We start from the raw sequence: 22,849 nt of genomic DNA, 5'->3' as shown, positions 1-22,849 counted from the left end.
GGAGATCCATGATGGATGACACCGCAATTTCTTCCGGGCCGCCTGCGGACGAACCGGTCATCAACGTGATCGAGCCGGACCCGCCCCCACTGCCGGATCCGCAGGGCGGCGCCGGGGGCGCGGAGCGCTTCGATCAGATGGCAGCCGATGCACTGGCCGCACGCCGACGCCGTGAGTTCGATGCGGCGCGCTCGCGGCTGCGCGATCGGGCCATCCAGGCGGATGCTCCGTCGCAGGATGCCGCACAGCATCCGGCACCGCAGTGGGCAACGCAGCCAAGGGCACCACGTGGCAGCGGCGACGCACCTTCCGTGCAGTGGGTGCCGCTTGGCAATCCGCCGGAGACGGTGAGGAAGCGTTACCTGCGGGCGGGTAACCAGTATTTCCTGAAGGACGCGCCGCATCAGCTCGCGTTCGAGGATATCGGCCCTTATCTGGTCACCGAGCACAACCGTCCTGACGTGGTCGAGTCGATGGTGGACATGGTCCGTGCGAAGGCATGGGGGCGTATCCGCGTGGCGGGTCATGAGCAGTTCCGGCGCGAGGTCTGGGTCCAGGCCACGCTGCTCGGCATTGAAGTGAGCGGATATGAGCCGAAGGCCGTTGACTTTGCGCGTCTGGCAGAAGGGCGTCGCGAACGCATGACCAACCGGATCGACGTGACAGAAACGTCGGCCGCGACGCAGGTACCTGCGGGTTCCACGAAAACGCAGGAGGTCAAGCCAGGTGTGTCTGCCAGCCCGAACGGGCAGCCTGTGAAACAGCCGCTGAAACCTGACGCCAACCCCCAACCTGCGGCAGGGGCAAAGATCCCCCCTGCGCCGGGCGAGCTGCCGCAGACTGCGTCGTCGCGTGATGCCGCGTCGCGCGAAGCCGAACCCGAGGGTCAGGAACGGCAGCGCTACGTGGGTGAGCTCGTCGAGCACGGTGGGGCACCCTACCAGCACAACCCCGCACGCAGCGACTCGTACTACGTCGTTTATCGCGATGCGGCTGGTGCGGACCATGTCGTCTGGGGCGTGGATCTGGAACGGGCCATTTCGGAGGCGGGCGCCATCACGGGAGAACGGGTGACACTGGAAAATCTCGGCAGGCGCTGGGTTACCGTGAACGTCCCCGTGCTGGATGCGACGGGTAAGGTGATTGGCGAGGAAGAGAAGGAGGTCTACCGCAACACGTGGCAGGTGGATGTCACCGGTCGGGTGCGGACGCAGTCGCAGGTCGACGTGCCTGATATGCCCGATACGCCCGAAAGCAAGGCTGAAACCGACAAACCGATGCCTTCCCGTCATGCCGCGGCCGCAGACAGACACGACCGTTCGACAGCGTCGCCGGAGGAGCGAGCGGTGCAACTGGCGGTACTGACCACGGCGATGCGGCAGCAGGGCTTCAGTGAACGATCCATTTCACGGGTGCAGCAACGGGCGCAACGGCTGCTGGACGCATTCGAGGCCGAGGGCGTCGAGGTCCCGCGGCCGCGCGTGTTTGATCCGGAGGCGCCTTCCGCACGCAGCCGCCGGCCGCGCGCAACCCAGGAGCGCGCCACGGCTCGCGAGATGGAGCGCACACCGTCCGAGCCTGCGCCGCCAGGTCTGTAGTTGCTCTCCCATGAAGACGCGCGCACGGTTGTGTGTAGATCTCGGGCCGGTGAAATCACACTGGGAGGCGCGGTGCGCCCGCGACGGTGTTTCGCCGGCTGAAGGTATCCGGCAACTGGTGCACGGCGTGCTCGCTGAGCACGAGCTGTCCGACGACCTGCCGGGACCCGCTGTGGGCTGGCTTTCCGTCGACGGGCCTCGTGAACGCATCGAGATTCGCCTCACGCACGCAGAACTCGATGCCGCGAGGCGACACGCCCTCGCAGGCGGACTGGCCGTCAATCGCTGGATCGTCGCCGTGGTCCGTGCCCGGCTTGTGCACGAGCCCCAACTGGGCGAGCGTGAGATGCGCCTGCTCGCCGACTCGAACCAATACCTGGCCACGATCGTCACGCTGCTGGGCCGGTTGCAGGCGCGCGGGGACGTGAGCGACGCGGCGCGCGTGCTGCAAGGAACGCGCGCCGTGATCGATGCGCACCTGCGCGCGGTCACGCAGGTGCTGCGTGCCAACCTCGATCGCTGGAGCCGCTAGCATGGCGTTCCCGAAAACCTGGGTCGATCAGATGCTGCTGAACTGGGGAGACCGGCTCTTTCATGATCCCCTTCACCATGTTCGCGCGCCGCGCATGTCTCGGGGAGAACCCGGCCGGCACGCGCGGCGGGTCCGTGACCAGCTTGCGCGCACGCTCAGACGCTCCCCGGAGGTGATGGTCAAGATCACGAACAGGGCATCGGGTGCCCAGGGTATGAGTGCCGTGCGGCGCCATCTGCGCTACATCTCCCGCAACGGCAAGGTCGAGCTCGAGGATCAGGACGGCATGGCCGTACTCGGACGTGAGGCGCTTCACGATCTCACGGATGCGTGGCGACTCGGGGGCTGGGGAATTCCGGAAGAGAGCCGCAGGCGCGAGGTGTTCAATGTATTGTTGTCGATGCCACCCGGCACGGACCGCCAGGCGGTACGCAACGCGGCACGCGCCTTTGCGGCGGAAGAATTCGGCGACGGCCGGCGGTATATCTTTGCCGCACACGACGACGAAGCGCATCCGCACGTGCATCTGGCGGTTCAGATACGTGGACCGGACGGCCGGCGTCTCAATCCGCGCAAACAGGATCTGCAGCGCTGGCGCGAACGGTTTGCGTACCAGTTGCGTGAGCATGGCGTCGAGGCCAATGCGACTACGCGACTGGCACGCGGTGAGACGCAGCGCTATCCGAAACAGGCCGTCGTACATATGGCTGCGCGCGATGAAGTACCCCGTTACTGGCGGCCGGAACTCGACGGCGCCGCGCGCCGCGCCTTGCGGGAGGCGCACGCTGGCGCACTCGAAGCGTGGCGGGGCGTGGCGCATGCGATGGCGGGCTCGCAAAGTGCGGACGATCGAAGCCTGGCGACAGTGATCAGGGACTTCGTGCAGACGATGCCGGTGCAGCAAGAAAGGCCATCGATGGAGCGCAACGAGCGCGAGGAACAGCAACGGCGCCGCAAACCGGTTCATGCACAGGAGGAAAGTCACGCACGTCGCCGTCAGGGACAGCATGATCTGTTTCCGGACGATCCGCAGGCCGGGGTGGAACGCTGAGCAAAGGAGGTGTCATGGCGATGCCGATCATTCCGTGGATAGGTGGCAAACGGCGGCTCGCGGACGTGCTTATTCCGCGCTTCCCGCCGCATACCTGTTACGTTGAGGTGTTTGCTGGCGCTGCGGCGCTGTTCTTCATGCGCCCGCCCGCCGAGGTAGAGGTGTTGAATGACGTGAACGACGAGCTCGTGAATCTGTATCGCGTGGTGCAGCACCACCTCGAAGAGTTCGTGAGGCAGTTTAAATGGGCGTTGACGAGCCGCCAGGTGTTCAGATGGCTGCAGGACACGCGGCCGGAAACGCTCACGGATATCCAGCGCGCGGCACGGTTCTACTATCTGCAGCAGAATTGCTTTGGCGGCCGTGTTGACGGGCGAACGTTCGGCACGGCGACGACCTCGCCGCCTGGGCTGAATCTTCTGCGTCTTGAAGAAACACTGTCCGCAGCCCACCTTCGACTGTCGGGTGCCTATATCGAAAAGCTGGACTGGCAGACATGCATGACGCGCTACGACCGGCCGCATACGTTCTTCTATCTCGACCCGCCATACCTGGAAACGGAGGGCTATGGCGTGCCATTCGAGTTCAGCGAGTATGAACGAATCGCGGCAGTGCTAAAGGAACTGCAGGGACGGGCAATCCTCACGCTCAATGATCACGTGGCATTCCACGACCTGTTTGCAGGATTTCAACGGGAGCGCGTCGAACTGCAATATACGGTCGGAGGACCGGCCAACACCGCCTTGCGCGGCGAGCTGATCATCTATAGCTGGGACAGGGCGAAGGACCCTGTGGGACTCTTCTGATGTCGGCCGGGCGACTACCTGAACTTTTGAAATACCTCGGCCCTACTTCAATTCAGCAACGCACCCGCTTTGGCCTCAGCGGTCAATGAGCAACGCGGGGCCAGCCTTGTACGAGGCGACGAGTATGAAGACCATGCCGAGTATCAACAAAGGGAAGCTATAGAGTGCGAGGGGAAGAAACAGCACCAACTGCAGGGTCGAACCACCGATGCCGTGAATGAGATCTGTGTCTCGAATGTTTTCGTAGAGAAGCCATGTCACCACAGCGACCCCGAACAGCATCAAAACGATTCCGTCCGACATTGTCGTATGGTGGATGTATGCAGTCCCCCAGAAGTAGAAACCCCACCAGAGCAGATTGATGGCAATGGCTGCGATCCAGAACCCACGCGTCGTAAAAAAGGTGTGTCCGAAACGACGTCGGCAATGCCGGTTGAACAACTGGATGCCCTTCGCAACACCAACGACGATAGCGACGATTAACGCGAGTTTCAGCCAACCCGTCATGATTCGCTCCTTTGGGCTCGGAGTGCTGCATCAGACCACTCCCGTCAGCACACGAGGTCCGGACCGGAGCGAAGTTTCATCTGTCAAATATAGACGTTTGACTGACGAATGCAACGGACTCAGGTCAGCAGAGGGGCGGGAAGGGGTGACTATTTTCTGACAGGACCGCATATCCGTAATGCAACAGTTCTCTGCTGCTTTTCAGGAGTGTGCTCCGCTGCGTAGATAAGCGTCACTGCAAGCTGTACGATTTCGGGACGCAATGCTGGACGGGATTCGACGGCGCACATGTATCCGGGGTGCGCAGTTGACGCGATGTCTTCGCAGGCAGTGAACATCCGCACACGGCGTCAACTTTGCCCAATGCCAACTTCCTGTTCCAAGCTGACGCCGGGCAGGCAGTGAACGATTGTTGCGTATCCGGGCCAGATGATTCTCGATGACCATCCGTCCGGAGCCGTTGGGACATCTTCAGGCTGCGTGAAGGAACGGTTCGCTGACTTCAGATTGGTGCTCTGCAGGGGGTTTGCCCACGCCATTTCGACCATTCCGCCGTATGACTGGTACGGGATTGTCTACGTGTACGGCGCTCGAGTAGCGGGTCCACGATCACTTTCCCTCCGCATCAGTCAATCGGTGCCTCCGCGAACTCAGGGAGATGAGGAACGCTGCACTCGGCGATGCACGCATCATGGTTGACCGGTGCTGGATTGATGTGGAGTGGTTTAAAGACCATCTGTCCCGCCACGAACGCATTGCCCGATAGTGCACAGATACCGGCAGCCGATGCTTGCGCGCGCACCCAGCGCTGCTCGCTGTAACAGCAGCGGCCCGCCTCGCGCCACGCGACAATCAGCGAGTCGACATTGGGGCGTTCAAAGACCCGCACGGTACGCTGCGTTTGCCCGGTTGCATCGCCAGGCGTCCCTGCAGGAAGCTGCGCGACGATCCCTGTCTTCTGCCTGGCACGTCGTCGTACGGCCAGCATGGTACCGCGGCAAACTGGCGAACCGCATCGGCAGGCAAACCTTTCCCGAAGCTGCCGGGTATGTCGCGCCTCCACGACGAGAGCGTAATCGATGCTCAGTTCTTCGCCCGGCTGGATGGCACAGATGGTACGGATGAAAATCCGGACGTCGCGCAGTTCGGCTGACAGGAGTGGTTCAGCCAGCGCGCGCTGTTGCCGCCGACGCCGCCGTCGATTACCGTGCCGTCGCCAACATCGAAATAGAAGGTGTGATCGGGGTGATCCGGGTCCCTGGGATGGCGGCGCATGGCCTTGTCCCACCCAATGCGTTCGCCCTTGTATTCACAGACCAGGGCGCCGACGGGAAAGCCACGTGTTGCGAAAACGCCTTTGCCATGAACGGAAGAGCGGCGGACGGTAATTCGGCTACGGCTCGGCGTAGCGGGGGAGCGTTTCAGAGACGACACTTGAGATGCACTCGTAAGACCCGTGGCCAGCACGGAAGGGGGAGACGGTCTGAAGGAGGATTGACGTACAGATTGCCTGCGTCGAATTATCGGCGCAAGGGGGATGAAGGTGGGCATGCGAGACCGCGCGAACCGGAAACGGGAGCGCGGCATACCCGCACTGGCTTTCACGGAACGGTCTCGCCGTGTCCGTTCAGATCCCGGCATCGGGCGCTTCCAGGCGGCGGAGCAGATCGCGTCCGGCACTGCGGGTGGTACTCCTCGTAGCGCCGGACGCAGAGACCGTTGCGTCCGGTGCCGGACAGCCTGCTTCGCCGGTCGCTAGCCCATATGCAGCCCGCCATTCAATGAAAAGTCCGCGCCTGTCGCAAACCCGGCGTCATCGGAAGCGAGCCATGCCACGATCGATGCGATTTCTTCCGGATTGCCCAGCCGCCGCACCGGAATGCTCTCCACGATCTTCGTAAGTACATCGGGGCGCACTGCACGTACCATCTCGGTACCAATGTAGCCGGGCGATACGGTATTGACCGTCACGTTCTTTACAGCGACCTCCTGCGCCAGCGCCATGGTGAAGCCGTGAATGCCCGCTTTGGCCGTGGAGTAGTTGGTTTGGCCGAACTGGCCTTTCTGTCCGTTCACCGAAGAGATGTTGACGATGCGCCCCCAGCCACGCTGGACCATGCCTTCGATCACCTGTTTTGTCACGTTGAAAAGGCTGTTGAGATTGGTGTCGATGACGGCAGTCCAGTCTTCGTGGGTCATTTTCCGGAACACGCCATCGCGCGTGATGCCCGCGTTATTGATCAGCACGTCGATTTCGCCAACTTCCTTTTTGACCTTTTTGAAGGCCTTTTCCGTCGACTCCCAGTTGGCGACGTTGCCCTCGGAGGCGATGAAGGAATAGCCGAGTGTCTTCTGCTCCTCCAGCCATCGGGCACGGCGCGTCGAGTTCGGTCCGCAGCCCGCGACAACAGTGAAGTTCTCCTTGTGCAGCCGCTGGCAGATTGCTGTACCGATGCCACCCATGCCGCCCGTGACATATGCAATACGGGTTGCCATAAATCCTCCTTCGTGTTGGTCGGGTTGGACAAAAGTCTGTCTGGAGGATGGAAACAATATTGACCACCGCGAGCGGCTGATGCGATGCGCAATTACCCTTAAGCGCACGCATCGGTCTCGTTCTATGGGTAGAAGGGTGCTGTGCGAGAGGGGCCTGCAAACGGGAGAACCGTGCCCTCCCGGTTCCACTCCATGAACTGCTTCGGGGATGCCCGCCTTGCCATGGCGAAGCCGCCGGATGCTGTGCCTGACGTTGGCGGCGCGCAGCGGGCGCAGCGAAGCTCGATGCCGCAGACGCGTGCGATGAGGACGCTCGACAGGCATCTCAATGCTGATCTGGGGGCAACCGGGCACGCGTGCGGTCCGCCCCGCCAGACGAGGCGATCAGGCCGGACGGGACCGGCATAGCCGCGGCGACAGATCAGAACGATGTTGCGAGCATGGCCAGCGCGATGACCAGCATGACGAGTGTTGCAAGCCAGCCCAGCGTCCGCAGCCGGCCCTGGACGACGAAGCGGCCCATGATGTCTGCGCGGGAGGCGACCAGCATCATGACGATCATGATCGGCACGGCGACGACGCCGTTGAGCACCGCGCTCCAGTAGAGCGCCTTGATCGCGTTGATGGAAGTGAAATTGACGATCATGCCGATCAGCGTGGCGATGGCGATCGTCGCATAGAACGCTTTGGCTTCCTGAACCTTGCGGGTGAACCCGACCGGCCAGCTACGGGCTTCACCGATAGCATAGGCGGTTGAACCGGCCAGCACCGGTACGGAGAGCAGGCCCGTGCCGACGATGCCCGTGGTAAAGAAGATGGCTGCGAAGGAGCCTGCAATGGGGCGTAGCGCCAGCGCCGCCTGCGCAGAGGTCTGGATATCCGTGATGCCGTCGACGTTGAGCGTAGCAGCGGTAGTGGCGAGAATCGCCAGAGCCACCAGATTGGACAGCCCCATTCCCGCCACCGTGTCGATTTCGATCCGATGCAGGGCGCCCGATCCCTGTTGTGGAGCATCGAAGAGATCCCGGCGCTTCGGATGAACGTGCATGTCCTCCACTTCCTCCTCGGACTGCCAGAAGAACAGATAAGGGCTGATGGTGGTACCGAACACGGCGACCACCGCGGTCAGGTAGCCCGCGTTCCAGTGCAGATCGGGAATGACGAGCCGGGTCGCGAGGCGCATCCAGTCAAGATGGACCACTGCCAGTACGGCGAAATATGCGAAGAGCGATAACGTGAACCACTTCAGCACCGCGACATAGCGGGTGTATTGCAGCAGCAGTTGCATGCACACGCAGATCACGGAGAAGAGCAGCACGTACCCCTCAGACGTATTTGCCAGGAATTGTTAAAGGCACCGGCATTTCCGGCAGACTCAAGCTGTTTTGGTATATGTTCGCGACATTCAGCCCACAGACTACGTCGAGGAGTAACTGGGGGACCCGGATCCGATTCCAATTTGCACGGTAAGCGCTCATTAGACGACGTGGCTTGCGCGCGGCGCCGGGGTGTGCGTCAGTCTGTTGAGGCGGCGACCCGCCACGGCAACAAGGCCTCATAGTCGTCGGCGCTGTGTGCAAGCGGGAGTGCCTTGAACAGCGCGACGAGATAGCCGTACGGTTCGACGCTGTTTGCCTTACACGTTTCGATCAGCGAATACAGGTTGGCGGCGGCATTCGCGCCAGCGACACAGTTGGCGGCGCAAAAGCCAGTGCCACGATCTACAGCCTCGTGCTGACGTGCCGTGCCTGCGACGTCGAGCCGTATGACTATCTCCTGCACGTGCTCACCGAGTTGCCGTAGCGCGTGCCCGACGCCGACGTCACGGATCTGCTGCCATTCAATTACGCCCGCTTGCAGCAGGCCAAAGCAAAAACTCCCTGACTGACTTCCACCCTATCCACGCGGACGCCGCCGCTCGATTCCGAGCGCCGCGACGCGACTACGCTCGACCTTCAAAGGCGCGCAAGCTGCCACGCCGTGTGCTGGAATCGTCGCTTACGGATAACCCGTATCGCTGAAGTCCTGAAAGCGTAGCACCGGCCGCCGCGCATGCGCGAGGAACAGCGCCAGCCGCGGGAGTCGCCGCCTGGTGGCCGCAATGGCGTCCGGAACGCGGATGTAGGCGGTTTCTCCCGAGATCCGCCGACTGCTCAATATCTCCGCGTGCACAAGAAGGCCAGCTCCAGTTTAGGTATCGTCAGGTGACAGGGGATAGTCAGATCTTGTTTGGCGATATCCGATCATTATCGGCAGGGTTCAGTTTTTCAGCCTACTTCCGTTAATATGCAATGCATGGATTTAAATGGTTTGGCCGGAAAGCACGCAGGAAGTGGAGCTGGAAAAGGATCACGAGGCGATGGTGCGTCCCGGGTATCGACGGACGTTAAATGCCCGATTATTTTTGAAGTGCTGACTATCGGTTGGTGCCCGAATACAGGATTTTCTGAAGGGAAGTCAAAAAGCATAGATTCCTGGCAAGACTTGTGAAGAAGCATGGTCAATCCGCGCGCAATAACGTTTGACACATGGAACGTGGGCTGGCGATCACGATACGGACAACGATCTGTTCGTGACCCGTCGGCATGGATGATGGCGCGAACCAGTCATACCTCTGTCCGTCGTGTGCGGGTTGATTACGCGGCGTGCAGGAGCCAACTGGCGGTGCGGGGTACGGGGATATATCGTCGTGGTAACAGTGCTGGGATGCATTACTGAGAAGCACAACGTCTGGCTGGTACTCGTGGCCGGGTTACTGTGCGCCGTGGGTTCCTGGGTGACCGCCCGGCTGTTCCAGCGCACGGTGGGCACCGCCGGCATGCAGAAGCTGGGCTGGCATGTCCTGACGGCGATTTCGGCCGGCGTCGCCATCTGGTGCACCCACTTCGTCGCGATGCTGGGTTTCGACGCGGGCGTGCCAGTCAGTTTCGATCCTTTTTTGACGGTCCTGTCCCTGCTGATCGCGGTAGGCGGCAGTACCTTTGGCTTCGCGCTCGCCGGCAGCCGGGTGACCCGGTTCGCGCCCGCACTGGGCGGCGCGATCGTTGGCGTGGCGATCGCCCTGATGCACTACACCGGCATGATGGCCTGGCGGATCGAAGGCATCATTTCGTGGGACGTGCCGTATCTGGTCGCATCAGTCGCATGTTCCGTGGTGTTCGCGGCGGCGGCGCTGGTTTGCGCCATGCGGGCCGGGCCGCATGCGGTCAACCTCATGGCCGTGACGCTCTCGCTCGCCATCCTCACGTTGCATTTCACCGGCATGACAGCGCTGCGCATCACGCCGCTGGTTGTCCCAGGGGCATTCTCCGACCTGGCGGCACTACACACACTTGCGCTGGCGATTGCCGGCCTGTCGCTGGTCATCGTCTGCACCGGGCTCGTGAGCTATCTGATCGACAGCGATGTGCGGGCCGAATCACTCGAGCATCTGCGCAGGATGGCACTGAGTGACCTGCTGACGGGGCTGCCGAACCGGGGCAGTTTCAACGAGCGCCTGGATCTTGAAATTGTGCTGGCGCGCGAGGCAGGCACGAGACTGGCACTCATCGGCATTGACCTGAACCGGTTCAAGGAAGTCAACGACCTGCGCGGCCATCACGCCGGCGACGAAGTGCTGCGCATCCTCGCGCGGCGCATGACGGGCCTGCTGCGCGAAAACGAATTTGTCGCGCGTATCGGCGGAGATGAATTCGCCGCGATCTGCCGGATGACGGGGGAGGTGACGGCCGAGGCCGGGCTGGAGGATTTTCTGGGCCGCCTCGAAGCAGCCCTGTACAAGCCCGTCAGGCTCGATGAATACGAAGTCGTCACGGGAGGGAGTTTCGGCGTGGCGATCTATCCCGACGATGCGACCAGCAAGCCGGTTCTCATCAACAACGCAGACCTGGCGATGTATCGCGCAAAGACCAGTATGACGCGGTCCGTCTGCTTTTACGAGCCGGCGATGGACGAAATGGTGCGGGCGCGGCGCAACCTCGCCTCGGATTTGCGCGGCGCGCTGGCAGCCACCCAGCTCAGCATCCACTACCAGGTGCAAACGTCGCTGGTGACGGGCGAAACGCGGGGTTACGAGGCGTTGCTGCGCTGGCGGCATCCGGTACAGGGACCGATTCCACCCGCGACGTTCATTCCGCTTGCCGAGGAGAACGGTCTTATCCTCGAGATCGGGGAATGGGTGCTGCGTCAGGCCTGTGCGATGGCCATCTCCTGGGACCCGCCATATCCGGTTGCGGTCAACGTATCGGCCGTCCAGTTCGCGCATGCGAACCTGACGCAGCTCGTCGCCGGCGTGCTGGGCGAAACCGGTCTGCCAGCGCAACGCCTGCAGCTGGAACTGACCGAATCGACCATCTTCGCGGACCGCGGCCGCTCGCTGCGCACGCTGCGGCAACTCAAGGAACTGGGTGTGAGCATCGCGCTGGACGATTTCGGTACCGGCTATTCGTCGCTCGACACGCTGCGCTCATTTCCCTTCGACCGGATCAAGCTCGACCAGTCGTTCTTCAGCGAGGCGGAAGCCAGTCCCCAGGACCGGGCCATCATCCGGGCCGTGCTGGCGCTGGGCAAAAGCCTGGGCATCCCCGTACTGGCAGAAGGGATCGAGACGCAAAGCCAGCTCGCGCTGTTGACCGAGGAAGGTTGCGACGAAGCGCAGGGCTTCCTGTTCGGCCGCCCGGCTGCGCTGGCGGAGATCGTCGGCACTGGCCGCATCAGGCTTGTCGATACGCGTGTCGCCCATTCGGTGCCTGGGAAAGGGGACGCAGAGGGTATCGACAACGGGAAGAGTCCGGGAGCCGAACACGGGCAGACACTGGACAGCACGACGTAAAGAAATGACCCTGATGCAATTACGGATCGCGACACCAGAAGAACCGCCGGGACGAAGTCCTGGATAGCAGCATTACACCAGGGAGGACAATGGCGCCGCGTTTTTCCCCGTTATCCAACCCCTTTCGCGCGAAAAATCGATGATCAATCATCCGGCCGTTCGTACGGAGAGCAGGACCCTGTTAGCTCAGGCTCGCGACGTCACTCTGCCAGAGACGGTCGAACGGCATCTGGCCGCGCGCGGCCTTTTGCCTGTCCGTTCGCTGGAGCAACTACCGCAGCCGCCGTGCGAAGCCGACGTGCTGCTCACGCCCTCGTCCTGGATGAGAGAACTGGCGGCGCCACAACGTGAGCGGCTTTCGGCGTATGGCCGCGCGGTCGGCGCCTGGATCGCGCTCACCGATACACCGGTTGCCTTCGATGAAAGCCTCAACCTGCTCGACCTGGGTGTCGACCACTTCCTCCCTGTACCGACGTTGGAGGATCAGTGGGGGGCACTCATTGACGGCTTGCGTTCGAGGATGCCGCTCCGCCGCGCGGGTCCGCGCGCTGCTCCGATGCCCTGCGAGACCCTGGGCGAAGGCGAGGCGCGTTTTCGCTTCTTTCTCGATAACGTCGAGGAAGGCGTCGTGGTGTGTGCCGACGGGATCATCGTCGACGTAAGCGACCGCTGGCTCGAACTGTTTCGCTGCCGGCGCGAAGAAGCCATCGGCCACCCGGTGCTCGATTACACCAGCCCGAGGGTCGTTCCCATGGCCCGGCAACTGATCGAGGAACGTTGGGCCGAAACCTATGAATCGGAAATGCTGCGCAGGGACGGCACCACCTTCCCGGCCATCGTTCGCGGGCGCGACCAGAGGTTCGGCGGGCGCGAACTGCGGCTGACCACCATCCTCGACATCACGCGACAGAAGGAATCCGAACAGGCCCTGAAGCTGGCCAAGGCCGAGGCCGAACGGGCCTGTCATGCGAAGTCCGAGTTCCTCTCCAGCATGAGCCATGAACTGCGCACCCCGCTTAATGCCATCCTGGGGTTCGCGCAGATACTGGAGATGGATGACGGGTTGAGCACGGACCAGCTCGACAGCATCGCAGAAATCCTCAAGGCGGGGCACCATCTGCTGGGCCTCATCAATGAAGTGCTCGATCTGGCCAGCATCGAGTCCGGCAAAACGACCCTCTCGCTGGAGACGGTGGATGTGTCGACGCTCATCCGGGACTGCGCACAGCTCGTGCAGCCGCTGGCGACGAGCCGGGAGATCGACCTGCACCTGGAGATACCCGAACGTGCTGCCGCATGTGCCGACAACCAGCGCCTGAAGCAGATCGTGCTGAACCTGTTGTCCAATGGCATCAAGTACAACCATCCCTCGGGCGAGGTCCGCGTCATAGTCGAGCCCGATGGCTCGCGGCTGCGCATCGCCGTTGCCGACACCGGGGCGGGCATTTGCGCCGAACGCCTGGGCGAACTGTTCCAGCCTTTCAGCCGGCTGGGCGCAGACCACGCTTCGGTCGAAGGGACCGGCATCGGCCTCGTTATCACCCGCAAACTGACCGAAGCGATGGGCGGACGGATCGGTGTTGAAAGCGAGCCCGGCAAAGGCAGCCGCTTCTGGGTGGAACTACCTCTGGCACAGCTGTCGTCGCAACCGGCGCCGCTGTCCCTGCTGGCCAATGATTCCGGTGTTGCGCCAGTGACGGCAAGGCAGGGTGAGCATTACATCCTGTACATCGATGACAACCCGGTCAATCTCAAACTGGTCACCCAGATTCTGGACAAGCTACGCCACATCCGTCTGGTCACCATGTACGCGCCCGAGATGGGCATCGAGTTCGCGCTTTCGCATCAACCTGACCTGATCCTGCTGGACATCAACCTGCCCGACATGGACGGCTACCAGGTGCTGGAGGTATTCAAGTCACACCTCCAGCTGCGGCATGTGCCCGTGATCGCGGTGTCGGCCAACGCCATGCCCCGCGACATCGAACGGGGCATCGCCGCAGGCTTCGCCGATTACCTGACCAAGCCTCTCGACATCGGGCGTTTCCTCGCCAGCATTGATGCCCATCTGCCGGGCGTGATGGAGAAACGCAGCAATGACGCTCAAACATGATGACGCGCACATTCTTGTCGTTGACGACGAGCCAGCCAATCTCAAGCTGCTGGAAAAGCTGCTCGGCAGCGAGGGCTATTTTCGTCTGACCTGTGTGCAGGACCCACGCCAGGTTTTGCGTGCCTATCAGGAAATTCGCCCCGACCTGATCCTGCTGGATATCAACATGCCGCATCTCGACGGCTATCAGGTCATGGCCCAGCTCAAGGCATTGGACGACCCGCTGCTGCCGCCCATCGTCGTGCTGACGGCGGAGCACGGCCGCGAAAGGCTGCTCAAGGCGCTGGCGGCGGGGGCGCGGGATTTCGTCGGCAAACCGTTCGACCGCAGCGAGCTCCTGATGCGCGTGCGCAATCTGCTCGACGCCCACCTTGCCCACCGCCTGATGCACGAGCATAACGACGTGCTCGAAAAGCGGGTTCAGGCCCGCACCCGCGAACTGCTCGAAACCCGGCTGCAGATGGTGCGCCGTCTCGGCCGCGCCGCCGAGTACCGGGATAACGAGACCGGCCGCCATATCCTGCGCATGAGCCATACTGCCGCGCTGCTGGCCCGCCATCTCGGCTGGAGCGAAGCCGACGTCGAATTGATGCTGCACGCCAGCCCGATGCATGATATCGGCAAGATCGGCATTCCTGACGCGGTCCTGCTCAAGCCCGGAAAACTGGACGCCGGGGAGTGGAAGATCATGCAGCAGCATCCGGCCATCGGAGCCGAACTGCTGGGCGGCGACGACTCGGCGTTGATGACCATGGCGCGTCAGATCGCTCTGGCGCACCATGAGAAATGGGATGGCAGCGGCTATCCCCAGGGTCTCGCGGGCGAGGCCATTCCGCAGGCCGCACGCATCGTGGGCGTGGCCGACGTGTTCGATGCGCTCGTTTCGGCTCGCCCGTACAAGCCGGCGTGGCCGCGCGACGAAGCCGTTGCCTACATTCGCGACCATTCGGGCAGTCATTTCGACCCGACCGTGGTCGAGGTGTTCATGAAGGCGCTGGACGATATTCTGGCCATCCAGGAAAGCTATTCCGATTCCGTTGCCCCGTGACAGGGCTGCAATCAGGCGCGGGCACTGGCAACCCGCGGCCAATGCCCCCGACAGGCGTGCGCGTCCGGTGAAACGTTAAAGATTGTCAAGACAGGACCCCGGGCATCAACCGGAGACCGTTCGCTGCCGATAGACCGGTACGCGTTGCTTCGTCTGCCGGACGGGCAAATCCTGACACGTAACAATTCTCATGGTTTGATCATGGACTTCGGTCTGCCGCGCACTGCAAACCCTTTAACCCGGCCCGCCCCCGGCTGGCTGACGCCGACGATCCGCTCCGTGGAAATTCGGATTAGAAGTCGCTACACAATCCATCCTTACCTGCGAAGGCGAGAAATTCCTAGAGGAATCATGCGTCTGCCGAGAGCGGATTGAGCTGCCTCCCGTTTTCGTCCCAGCCGCAGTTAGAGTTGTGGGTTAAAGACTCCTGGGCTGGGTCATGCGTCCGAGCGAACTGCTCTCGCAACAGATAGCCGAGCGAGCTATAGGGCCGCTCGGTGTTGTACTCGATTCACCACAATTCAATCAAGCTTCTGGCATGACGCATGGATACAAACCAGTGCTCGTTCAAGCATTCATCCGGGAAGCGCCCGCTGAGACACTCAATATAGCCGTTTTCCAATGGCTTGCACGTCCAGATGGGCGACACAGCGAGGACCGGCCCATATAGCCTACCGTCACAATGCTGAAAGCTGGGTGCGCTTAGTTCAGCGATTTGCTCGAATTAGAACCGGTGAATCATGCCGACGACGCCCTCGAACAGAGAGTTGTATCCATTAAAGGATTGGGTAAAGCCAGAAGTCGAAGCAAGTTTGGTCCACTGACCGGTGAGATGATTGTAATTGACGCCGGAGTACAAATCTGTCCGCTTGGACAGATGGTAAAGAAGAATCGGGCCTGCCGTGACGCGCGTACCTTCGCCATCTGCATGATGCAGGATGTCGACATAGGCGGCACCACGCAACTCTATGGACGGCGTGAACAGATAGGATGCGCCTACCGAGAACGAGTCATTGCGATAATCAGCCGGATAGACGTGACTGAAGATGTATTGCGCGTAGATTTTGGCTTGGGCAAGCGCATAGGTCGCACCCACCATCGCAATCTTTTGAGAGCTGTCCGGAATGGCGATGCCGAAATAGGTATTGCCGTACTGCGTGCTAGCTGGCGTTGCTCCGCCAATGTTGTTGACCTGCTGATACACCGCGCCAATGTTCAAAGGACCAACGTCGTAGCTCAAACTGACGGCCGGCGAGGAATAGCGATGTATATCGCCCGCTACACCGCCAAACGTGTAGGCGCCACTTACCGTGAACCCAAAAAGCTTGTCGGATGTGTATTGAACAGTGTTATCGAGACGCGCACCGCCCACTAGGCCGGCAGATTGAAATCCCCACGTTGCTGCGTAATTGGCGAACCCAAATACGTCATGCGCGGACCCCATCAGATAGGCGAGGGCGTATTGCCGACCGAAAGTTACCGTGCCCAATCCTTGGTGTGAAAACCCGACGAATGCTTGTCGTCCGAACAGACGCTGCTGCCCTCCCGGCGTCGAGAACGCAAGTGCGCCCGTGTTCGCAACGAAACCAGATTCCAGCACAAATATCGCTTTGCTGCCGCCGCCCAAATCTTCGGTACCACGCAGCCCCCACCTGCTTCCAAGGAGCGCGCCGCCCGTACCCATGGTGATGTTATGGCCGCCGTCGCGTGTCTGATGGTTGTCGTAGCGGATTGCCTCGTCGATGACCCCGTACAGAGTTACGGCTGACTGACTCCACGCGGCATGCGCATGCAAGCCGACAATGCCGACCATCGACAATCCTGCTAGTTTTCCGATACCTCTACGCCGGTACCCCGATGTAAGTGAACGCTCGGACTGAGCATGCGCTTTATTTGAATATATTTTCACGAAAAGTCTCCAATTTAATATCGTTGTACTAATTGATGTGAAGCGTTGAATATCTTATTGAGAGATAAGATTCCGGTGTTTTCAGGGACGCTGCGTCTCGCAAGACGCAGCGTCAGGGTGGTGCGACGTTGCGGGAGACTTCAGTGACCAATGTCGGCAATCCTCGGCTGACCGGCGGTATGTTCCAAATCGTCGGGCATATGGTCGAGACCCACGCCGCTTGTCTCGATGCGAAGCGCCCAAACTGCAACGGCAAGCAGTACTTGAATGGCAACGACCGACGCGACTACCATGTTGACGCCGCCCATGGTGAAGAGCCACAGGACGAAGAACTGGCAAAGTGCGCTGGCCGCCCGCCCAGCCGTGCCGCATACGCCACTACCTCTGAGGCGATAAGACGTTGCGAAGAGTTCCGGAACATAAGCGCCTTGCCCTACCGCGACGAGGACGTAGATGCCGCAAATAAGACAGAGCCCGGCTACCAGGAGCATCGTGTTCGAAGCAGCGTGCTGATAGAACAAGCCCATCGCCGCTGTCACCAGTGCGGCACCGATAATTGCGGGCCGACGGCCCACGCGGTCGGCGAGGAAAATGCCGATGATTGTTCCCGCCGGCGCGCCCAACGACATCACGGTGCTGTACGACAACGACTTGACGATGTCGAAACCCTGACGCACGAAGAAGGATGGGAGCCAGTTAATCAGACCATAAACGCTGTAGCCGATAGTGACCATAATCAGCGAGCCGACCAGCGTCCGCCACACGACAGGTGACCTGAAGAGGACACCGATGGGAACGTGCTGTGGCTTTACCGGCTGCTCCCGCACGAAGTCGTCGAGCTCATGATTGCGTGAGATGTCTGCCTCAATCGACTGCAGCACCGCTTCGGCTTCGGCATATCTGCCCTGACTGACAAGCCATCTCGGCGACTCTGGCATCTTCTTTCGCAGCAGCCAGATGACGATTGCCGCGACCCCGACGATGGCGAACATGTAACGCCACCCGAAGTTCGGAATAATCCACAGACTGGTCAACGAAGCAATAAGAACTGCGGAGTTCGCGAACAGGGACAAGGCAGCCAGGAGTCGGCCTCTATAACGGGGCGGTACGAACTCCGACAACATGCCGTACGAGATAACAATCTCTGCCCCCATCCCGATGCCCATGATGAATCGCAGCGCGATGAGCCAGTACATGTTCGGCGCGAGCGTCGCAGCAAGCGACGCGCCACCGAAGATGATTAGATTCACCTGATAGGAAAACCTGCGCCCAAACCGGTCGCCAAGCTCACCCGCACTCCAGGCGCCCACCGTAAGCCCCGCGAACGTCATCGTGGTGAACCATGCGTTCATCTCAAGCGTGGACCAGCCAGTCTTGAGAAGCGAGCCGGTGACTACGCCGCCCAGATAAACGTCGAAGGCATCGAGGAAAAGACCGCCGCCGATGAGGAGGAACAGACGCCAGTGAAAACCACTCAATGGCAGCCTGTCGAGCCTCGGAGCGGCATAAACCGAATCCGACATGTTTGTCTCCTGAATTTGTTTTAGGAAGCTCGACTGAGCTAGTCTGCTGTGACTTCTACGGTCAAGGCAAGTAGCAGGAAGCTGAACGATTTACCGTGAAAATCAAGATTCAACGAGGCGTTTACACCGCCCTCCAGCGCGTCGCGAATCACAAAGTTGAATCCGTGAAGCGCAGGTATCTCGTATCGTTTGACCTCCCCTCGGAACAGGTCCGGGTAGGCGGCCGATACCCGTTCTGCGGTTAGCGAGGCCTTGATGTCGTCGTAATGCTTCGGGTCATAAGGCCAGACCGAGATGCACGACACATTTCCCTTGTCACCGGTACGAGCCGACGCGACTTCTCTGAGCGGAACAGTTTTCTTCATGACTGCAAGACCTCAACTTTGGTCTCAATCGCGTCGCGATTGACAAAAACAGCGTGGGTTTTCACCGAGGAGTCGATGTTGCCGCGATAGCCTCCGCCACCAGCCGGACCTGACACCCACAGACTTTCGACTTCCGATAACAAGGTTTCAGCCATCTCGCGGTCCGTCGTGCGCATCGCAGCGCGCACCCGAACATCCTGAGTGATGGCCTCACGCTGAATGGCGGTCGCATGCAGCGAGTTGATACCAATCAGGTCCAGACGAATCTTGTCCGCGCACCCATGGAGATTGCGCATGCGCTCTTCGATAATGGAGGCCGCCAGTCGGGCACGGTTCTCTGCGCCGGGACCGGCGTAGCTGATGCCAGCCTCAGCCAGAAAGCCACCGTCGAAGCCGACAATTGTCTTCAGTTGAGCAGGACGTTCGCGCCCGATGCCACCGCGAACAGCCACCCGGTCTTTGCCCGCCACTTCGATTTGCACGTTCGTGAAATCAGCTGTGACGTCCGGGGTGAGGTAAGCACGAGGGTCGTGTACTTCGTAGAGCAACTGCTCCTTCACTGTGAGTTCGTTGACAAACCCTCCCGTGCCGTCGAGCTTCGTGATGATGCAACTCCCGTCAGGCTGTACTTCCGCCAACGGAAAGCCGACATAGGCAAGGTTGGGCACTTCCTTGTATGGCGGGTCAGCGAAATATCCACCCGTTACCTGCGATGTGCATTCGAGCAGATGCCCGACCACCGTGCCTGCACCGAGTGTCATCCAGTCGTCGAGTTTCCAGCCATTGCGGTGCGCGATTGGCGCAAGGAAAAGCGAAGGGTCGGCCACCCGTCCGGTGATGACGATGTGTGGTTCTGTATCGAGCGCCGGGATGATGGCTTCCGCGCCGAGATACGCATTCGCCCCAACCATTCGCAGTCCCGCTTCTCCGACCGTTTTACCGATTTCGGGAAGGAAGGTTTGGTCCGAAATCTGACTGGTGACGTCATCGCCTTCGACGATTGCCACGCGGATTTTCAATCCCATGCGGCGCGCGAGGTCCACTGCGAGAGCGCCCGCGGCACGCGGGTTCGCGACACCCATATTCGTGACGATAGTCGTGCCACCCCGAACACACGCCTGCAGAACAGCAGCGAGGCGCTTTTCGAGGCGCGGGTTGTAGCCCTTATTTGGGTCTTGGGACCTTGCGAGATGTCCATAAGCAAGCGTCCGTTCTGCCAGACACTCGAAGACGAGAAAGTCGAGATTGCCTCGCTCTGCCAGGTCGCGCGCCGGGTCAATACGGTCGCCAGCGAAGCCCGCTCCGGCGCCGATGCGCACGGTGCTTCCAGCCATGGTTGCCTCCTAGATTTGTTCCGAAAATATTTTATCGTTCTGCTTTCGGAACATTAAAGGCCGGAGTCGCGACGAAGTCAAGCAGTTTTGTTCTCATATCGGATTTGACGTGTAAATTCGGAACGACTAGCATTGAGTCGGGCCAGCAGACTGCTGTACCTGCTGAAAAAGGAGACGACCGTTCAGCATCCGCACACCATCAATGCAGGCTCGACTGTGGTCGGCCTGACCGCGAAGGGACTGAAAAATGACAGCCAACCGAACGCCTCCCCGGGCGAATCCACTGGGTGCACGCAGAGACACGTCGCGTCCCGGTTTCCCCATTCCGGCAGGTGCGTGCGACTCACACATGCATATCGTCGGGCCGTTCGACAGATATCCATTGCGCGAGACGCGCTCACTCGAACCGCCGGAGTCGACATTCGCCGACTATCTGGAAATGAAGCGGGCGACGGGCATCGAGCGCAACGTGATTGTTCAACCGAGCTTCTTTGCGAAGGACAACGCGTGCACCTTGGACTCGACCGAGCGCATGGGCGAGCATGCACGTGCGGTTGTCGTGGTAGAACCGGATGTCGATGAGGCAACCCTCGCCGATATGCATGCCCGAGGTGCACGGGGCGTCAGGCTGCAGCGCGTGGTTGCCGGTGGGACGAGCACCGAGCAGATTGCGGAGATGGCATCGCGTATCCGCGATTTCGGCTGGCACCTGCAGCTCTTCGTCGATTCTGATGACGTGGAAGAACTGGCAGAGCAGTTGCATCGCTTGCCGGTGCCTGTCGTCTTCGACCATATGGCACACGTCTATAAGGAAAGTCCCATCAGTTCGCGGGGGTTCCGGACGTTGCTGGACCTGCTCGCTAGCGGCAAAGCCTGGGTAAAGCTATCCGCATGGCGCTTTTCTCCGGACAACGCACGGGCGCGGCAACTGGTCGATGCGAATCCTGAACGCGTCCTTTGGGGGAGCGATTGGCCGCACGTCTCGTATGAAGAAGATGTGCCCGACGACGGGAAGCTGCTAGACCGATTGGCGACGTGGGCACAGGATTCAGCCACGATTCAGCGAATATTGGTAGACAACCCTGCCGAGCTTTACTTTCGATGCTAGTGACCGCAGGAGGCCGGAGTAAGGCCCACGGCGCGTCGCCACCTCAGGGCCTAGTCTTCACGCCACTCGTCAACGACTACCATTTGATAGTTACTCGCCGCGTTACTATCACGTTTTCCCAAGCACGCCAGGACATGACAATGGACGAACCGGTCGACGTTGAGACCACCTCCTCGCGGAAGCAATATGAGACGACGCGCTCGCCGGCTCGGGTGCTGCAAATCATCTATGAGCTTGCGACCAGTGCGAACGGCCTGTCGCTCTCCAGGCTTGCCGCTCTGACGCATCTACCGAAAACAAGCTTGCTCACCCTGTTGCGTTCCCTGGAAGCGGCAAACTATGTTGTCAATGTGTCGGGCGCGTACAGGCTGGGAAGCGAAACGTATGCGATTGCTACGGCAATCCTGGCGAAAGAACGCTTTCTTCCGTCGGCTCGACCGTCGCTACAGGCCCTGTTCGCCGAAACGGGAGAAACCGTTCAATTGGGCATCCTCGCTCAGGACGAAGAGTTGGCCGAGACCATCGAAATTATCGAAACACGTAAGGCGGTCAGATTCTCGCTTTCTGTCGGCCTGCGTCGCCCGCTGCATTCCAGTTCTATCGGCAAGCTTCTGTTGGCTTACCAGCCAGCGCAGTGGACAGAAAGGTATCTGCAGCGAAAACCACTCGAGGTCTTTACGCCACAGACCATTTCAACCGTTCCTGAGCTGATGGATGAACTGAGCCGGATTCGGGACGCTGGTGTCTCAATTTCGCACGAGAGCATGTTCGAAGGCATGAGCGGAATATCGGCTCCAATCTGGAATCAGGCGGGTCACATGCTCGCCGGCGTGAGTGTCACAGGTCCTACATACCGTCTGCGCCCCCTTGAGTCTGGCCTGTGCGATTTGGTCAAACATGCGGGAGAAGAAATTTCCCGAAAACTTGGCTACAAAGGGAGTTACCCTAGCAAGCTCCAAAATGCGGACGATGTCGACGGAGATGCTGCCCATGCAGAGAAGACTCAGGCAATTGGGTAAAGGTGTCGTTCACTGCAACCGCCGACGAGCCGCCTTCAGAGGTGACTGCGGCGGCCCATCACAAAAGCATCAACCCCATCCAGCCGCAACACGTCTGAACTTGGCCGCATCCTAACTCGACGGAGTTTGCCTCACTCTCCGCAATCTTGAGCATCGAGAGCAGGAGCTTCTCCGAAGTCGCTGGTCCGTGCCCTGGCGCAGGCTTTATCGACTTCCGCGAGGTGCGGCGTTCCCGCGCCCACCGCCGGATGGGTTTCCGGTCGTACTCGGCCAATTACCACCGGACGAAGCACCGCCCGACCGGCCGCCGCTTCCGGCCGATTTTGCCCCACCGGACGAGCCTTTCGATGGGCCGCTCGAGTTACCGCGCGCGCCACCTTGGTTGCCGCCTGTTCCTTTGCTCATCGCCGCCTCCTTTGACCATGTGGGGTGCTACAAGTCACTTCCGATTTGCAGTCGCATCAGAGCCGCGGCCGCGAGATTGTCAAACGCAATCTCAAGTTGATACAGCTTCGGACGCAAACGCAATTTGAATTTGATACACCTGCGCATACGGTTATTAGCTGAGTGCTGCCTCCTTCGAGTTGCGTTTGCGTTTGACATCGTCCG

General features: G+C 60.7%; 19 protein-coding genes and 2 pseudogenes. 10 read left to right on the top strand and 11 right to left on the bottom strand.

The window, feature by feature from the left end; translation table 11 throughout:
- Nucleotides 1-8 precede the first annotated feature (8 nt).
- The 4 genes from NE850_RS23990 to NE850_RS23975 are packed head-to-tail and all read left to right on the top strand — an operon-like array spanning nt 9 to nt 3,987.
- Entirely contained in the window at nt 9-1,598 is a 1,590-nt protein-coding gene (locus tag NE850_RS23990) for an LPD7 domain-containing protein (protein WP_012431264.1), read from the top strand.
- 10 nt (nt 1,599-1,608) lie between these two features.
- Nucleotides 1,609-2,130, top strand: coding sequence for a hypothetical protein (locus tag NE850_RS23985; RefSeq protein WP_012431265.1), 522 nt, complete (start codon nt 1,609-1,611; stop codon nt 2,128-2,130).
- A gap of 1 nt (nt 2,131) precedes the next feature.
- Nucleotides 2,132-3,181: a relaxase/mobilization nuclease domain-containing protein gene (locus NE850_RS23980; RefSeq protein WP_012431266.1), complete on the top strand. Its 1,050-nt coding sequence runs from the start codon at nt 2,132-2,134 to the stop codon at nt 3,179-3,181.
- A 14-nt stretch (nt 3,182-3,195) separates the two neighbouring features.
- The gene (locus NE850_RS23975; protein WP_012431267.1) at nt 3,196-3,987 is read left to right on the top strand and encodes a DNA adenine methylase; all 792 of its coding nucleotides are present in this window, start codon (nt 3,196-3,198) and stop codon (nt 3,985-3,987) included.
- Between the two features lie 75 nt (nt 3,988-4,062).
- On the opposite strand, the gene NE850_RS23970 is transcribed toward NE850_RS23975, so the two are convergent.
- The 6 genes and pseudogenes from NE850_RS23970 to NE850_RS23945 all read right to left on the bottom strand — a co-directional run.
- Nucleotides 4,063-4,494 (bottom strand): hypothetical protein, encoded by a 432-nt coding sequence (locus tag NE850_RS23970; protein ID WP_012431268.1) that lies wholly within the window; start codon nt 4,492-4,494, stop codon nt 4,063-4,065.
- 625 nt (nt 4,495-5,119) lie between these two features.
- Nucleotides 5,120-5,482, bottom strand: coding sequence for a DUF3331 domain-containing protein (locus NE850_RS23965; RefSeq protein ID WP_049868851.1), 363 nt, complete (start codon nt 5,480-5,482; stop codon nt 5,120-5,122).
- A gap of 95 nt (nt 5,483-5,577) precedes the next feature.
- Nucleotides 5,578-5,928 (bottom strand): SET domain-containing protein, encoded by a 351-nt coding sequence (locus tag NE850_RS23960; RefSeq protein ID WP_306415732.1) that lies wholly within the window; start codon nt 5,926-5,928, stop codon nt 5,578-5,580.
- 321 nt (nt 5,929-6,249) lie between these two features.
- Nucleotides 6,250-6,990, bottom strand: a complete 741-nt coding sequence (locus NE850_RS23955; protein ID WP_012431270.1) for a 3-ketoacyl-ACP reductase — start codon at nt 6,988-6,990, stop codon at nt 6,250-6,252.
- 421 nt (nt 6,991-7,411) lie between these two features.
- Entirely contained in the window at nt 7,412-8,308 is an 897-nt protein-coding gene (locus NE850_RS23950) for an NRAMP family divalent metal transporter (RefSeq protein ID WP_021161997.1), read from the bottom strand.
- A 197-nt stretch (nt 8,309-8,505) separates the two neighbouring features.
- Nucleotides 8,506-8,685: pseudogene (locus NE850_RS23945) on the bottom strand (transposase domain-containing protein); the annotation flags it as partial.
- Here NE850_RS23945 and NE850_RS23940 point away from each other — a divergent pair.
- The 4 genes and pseudogenes from NE850_RS23940 to NE850_RS23925 all read left to right on the top strand — a co-directional run.
- A pseudogene (locus NE850_RS23940) lies at nt 8,674-8,874 on the top strand (transposase domain-containing protein); the annotation flags it as partial. The pseudogenes NE850_RS23945 and NE850_RS23940 sit on opposite strands and share 12 nt — an antisense overlap.
- Nucleotides 8,875-9,733: 859 nt before the next feature.
- Nucleotides 9,734-11,821 (top strand): bifunctional diguanylate cyclase/phosphodiesterase, encoded by a 2,088-nt coding sequence (locus tag NE850_RS23935; protein ID WP_238535610.1) that lies wholly within the window; start codon nt 9,734-9,736, stop codon nt 11,819-11,821.
- 139 nt (nt 11,822-11,960) lie between these two features.
- Entirely contained in the window at nt 11,961-13,934 is a 1,974-nt protein-coding gene (locus tag NE850_RS23930; protein ID WP_012431272.1) for an ATP-binding protein, read from the top strand.
- Entirely contained in the window at nt 13,918-14,982 is a 1,065-nt protein-coding gene (locus tag NE850_RS23925; RefSeq protein WP_012431273.1) for an HD domain-containing phosphohydrolase, read from the top strand. The genes NE850_RS23930 and NE850_RS23925 overlap by 17 nt, the downstream gene beginning before the upstream one ends.
- A 511-nt stretch (nt 14,983-15,493) precedes the next feature.
- On the opposite strand, the gene NE850_RS23920 is transcribed toward NE850_RS23925, so the two are convergent.
- From NE850_RS23920 to NE850_RS23900, 5 genes are all read right to left on the bottom strand, one after another.
- A complete protein-coding gene (locus NE850_RS23920) occupies nt 15,494-15,631 on the bottom strand; it encodes an integrase core domain-containing protein (RefSeq protein ID WP_370689605.1) in 138 nt (45 codons plus the stop codon).
- A gap of 75 nt (nt 15,632-15,706) precedes the next feature.
- Nucleotides 15,707-16,795 (bottom strand): porin, encoded by a 1,089-nt coding sequence (locus NE850_RS23915; protein ID WP_012431274.1) that lies wholly within the window; start codon nt 16,793-16,795, stop codon nt 15,707-15,709.
- A 236-nt stretch (nt 16,796-17,031) separates the two neighbouring features.
- Nucleotides 17,032-18,414 (bottom strand): MFS transporter, encoded by a 1,383-nt coding sequence (locus NE850_RS23910; protein WP_012431275.1) that lies wholly within the window; start codon nt 18,412-18,414, stop codon nt 17,032-17,034.
- A gap of 38 nt (nt 18,415-18,452) precedes the next feature.
- Complete coding sequence (locus tag NE850_RS23905; protein WP_012431276.1) at nt 18,453-18,779, bottom strand: hypothetical protein; 327 nt, start codon at nt 18,777-18,779, stop codon at nt 18,453-18,455.
- Nucleotides 18,776-20,113, bottom strand: coding sequence for an acyclic terpene utilization AtuA family protein (locus tag NE850_RS23900; RefSeq protein ID WP_012431277.1), 1,338 nt, complete (start codon nt 20,111-20,113; stop codon nt 18,776-18,778). The genes NE850_RS23905 and NE850_RS23900 overlap by 4 nt, the downstream gene beginning before the upstream one ends.
- A gap of 349 nt (nt 20,114-20,462) precedes the next feature.
- On the opposite strand from NE850_RS23900, the gene NE850_RS23895 reads away from it, so the two are divergent.
- Nucleotides 20,463-21,221 carry an amidohydrolase family protein gene (locus tag NE850_RS23895; protein WP_021163732.1) on the top strand — a complete coding sequence of 253 codons (759 nt, stop codon included), beginning with the start codon at nt 20,463-20,465 and terminating at the stop codon, nt 21,219-21,221.
- A gap of 140 nt (nt 21,222-21,361) precedes the next feature.
- Nucleotides 21,362-22,240, top strand: coding sequence for an IclR family transcriptional regulator (locus tag NE850_RS23890; protein ID WP_012431279.1), 879 nt, complete (start codon nt 21,362-21,364; stop codon nt 22,238-22,240).
- Nucleotides 22,241-22,849: the final 609 nt, after the last annotated feature.

It is taken from the genome of Paraburkholderia sp. USG1 (assembly GCF_031570135.1).
Classification (GTDB): domain Bacteria; phylum Pseudomonadota; class Gammaproteobacteria; order Burkholderiales; family Burkholderiaceae; genus Paraburkholderia; species Paraburkholderia dioscoreae.
Note: the sequence above shows the minus strand (reverse complement) of the source record. Positions and strands in the feature narration are given on the sequence as shown.

Bases quoted from the DNA above. Each gene is read 5' to 3' on its own strand.
- NE850_RS23925 (WP_012431273.1), top strand. From the start codon at position 13,918: ATGACGCTCAAACATGATGACGCGCACATTCTTGTCGTTGACGACGAG.
- NE850_RS23915 (WP_012431274.1), bottom strand. From the start codon at position 16,795: ATGGTCGGCATTGTCGGCTTGCATGCGCATGCCGCGTGGAGTCAGTCA.
- NE850_RS23980 (WP_012431266.1), top strand. From the start codon at position 2,132: ATGGCGTTCCCGAAAACCTGGGTCGATCAGATGCTGCTGAACTGGGGA.
- NE850_RS23955 (WP_012431270.1), bottom strand. From the start codon at position 6,990: ATGGCAACCCGTATTGCATATGTCACGGGCGGCATGGGTGGCATCGGT.
- NE850_RS23910 (WP_012431275.1), bottom strand. From the start codon at position 18,414: ATGTCGGATTCGGTTTATGCCGCTCCGAGGCTCGACAGGCTGCCATTG.
- NE850_RS23990 (WP_012431264.1), top strand. From the start codon at position 9: ATGATGGATGACACCGCAATTTCTTCCGGGCCGCCTGCGGACGAACCG.
- NE850_RS23975 (WP_012431267.1), top strand. From the start codon at position 3,196: ATGGCGATGCCGATCATTCCGTGGATAGGTGGCAAACGGCGGCTCGCG.
- NE850_RS23930 (WP_012431272.1), top strand. From the start codon at position 11,961: ATGATCAATCATCCGGCCGTTCGTACGGAGAGCAGGACCCTGTTAGCT.
- NE850_RS23970 (WP_012431268.1), bottom strand. From the start codon at position 4,494: ATGACGGGTTGGCTGAAACTCGCGTTAATCGTCGCTATCGTCGTTGGT.
- NE850_RS23890 (WP_012431279.1), top strand. From the start codon at position 21,362: ATGGACGAACCGGTCGACGTTGAGACCACCTCCTCGCGGAAGCAATAT.
- NE850_RS23895 (WP_021163732.1), top strand. From the start codon at position 20,463: ATGCATATCGTCGGGCCGTTCGACAGATATCCATTGCGCGAGACGCGC.
- NE850_RS23905 (WP_012431276.1), bottom strand. From the start codon at position 18,779: ATGAAGAAAACTGTTCCGCTCAGAGAAGTCGCGTCGGCTCGTACCGGT.
- NE850_RS23900 (WP_012431277.1), bottom strand. From the start codon at position 20,113: ATGGCTGGAAGCACCGTGCGCATCGGCGCCGGAGCGGGCTTCGCTGGC.
- NE850_RS23965 (WP_049868851.1), bottom strand. From the start codon at position 5,482: ATGCTGGCCGTACGACGACGTGCCAGGCAGAAGACAGGGATCGTCGCG.
- NE850_RS23985 (WP_012431265.1), top strand. From the start codon at position 1,609: ATGAAGACGCGCGCACGGTTGTGTGTAGATCTCGGGCCGGTGAAATCA.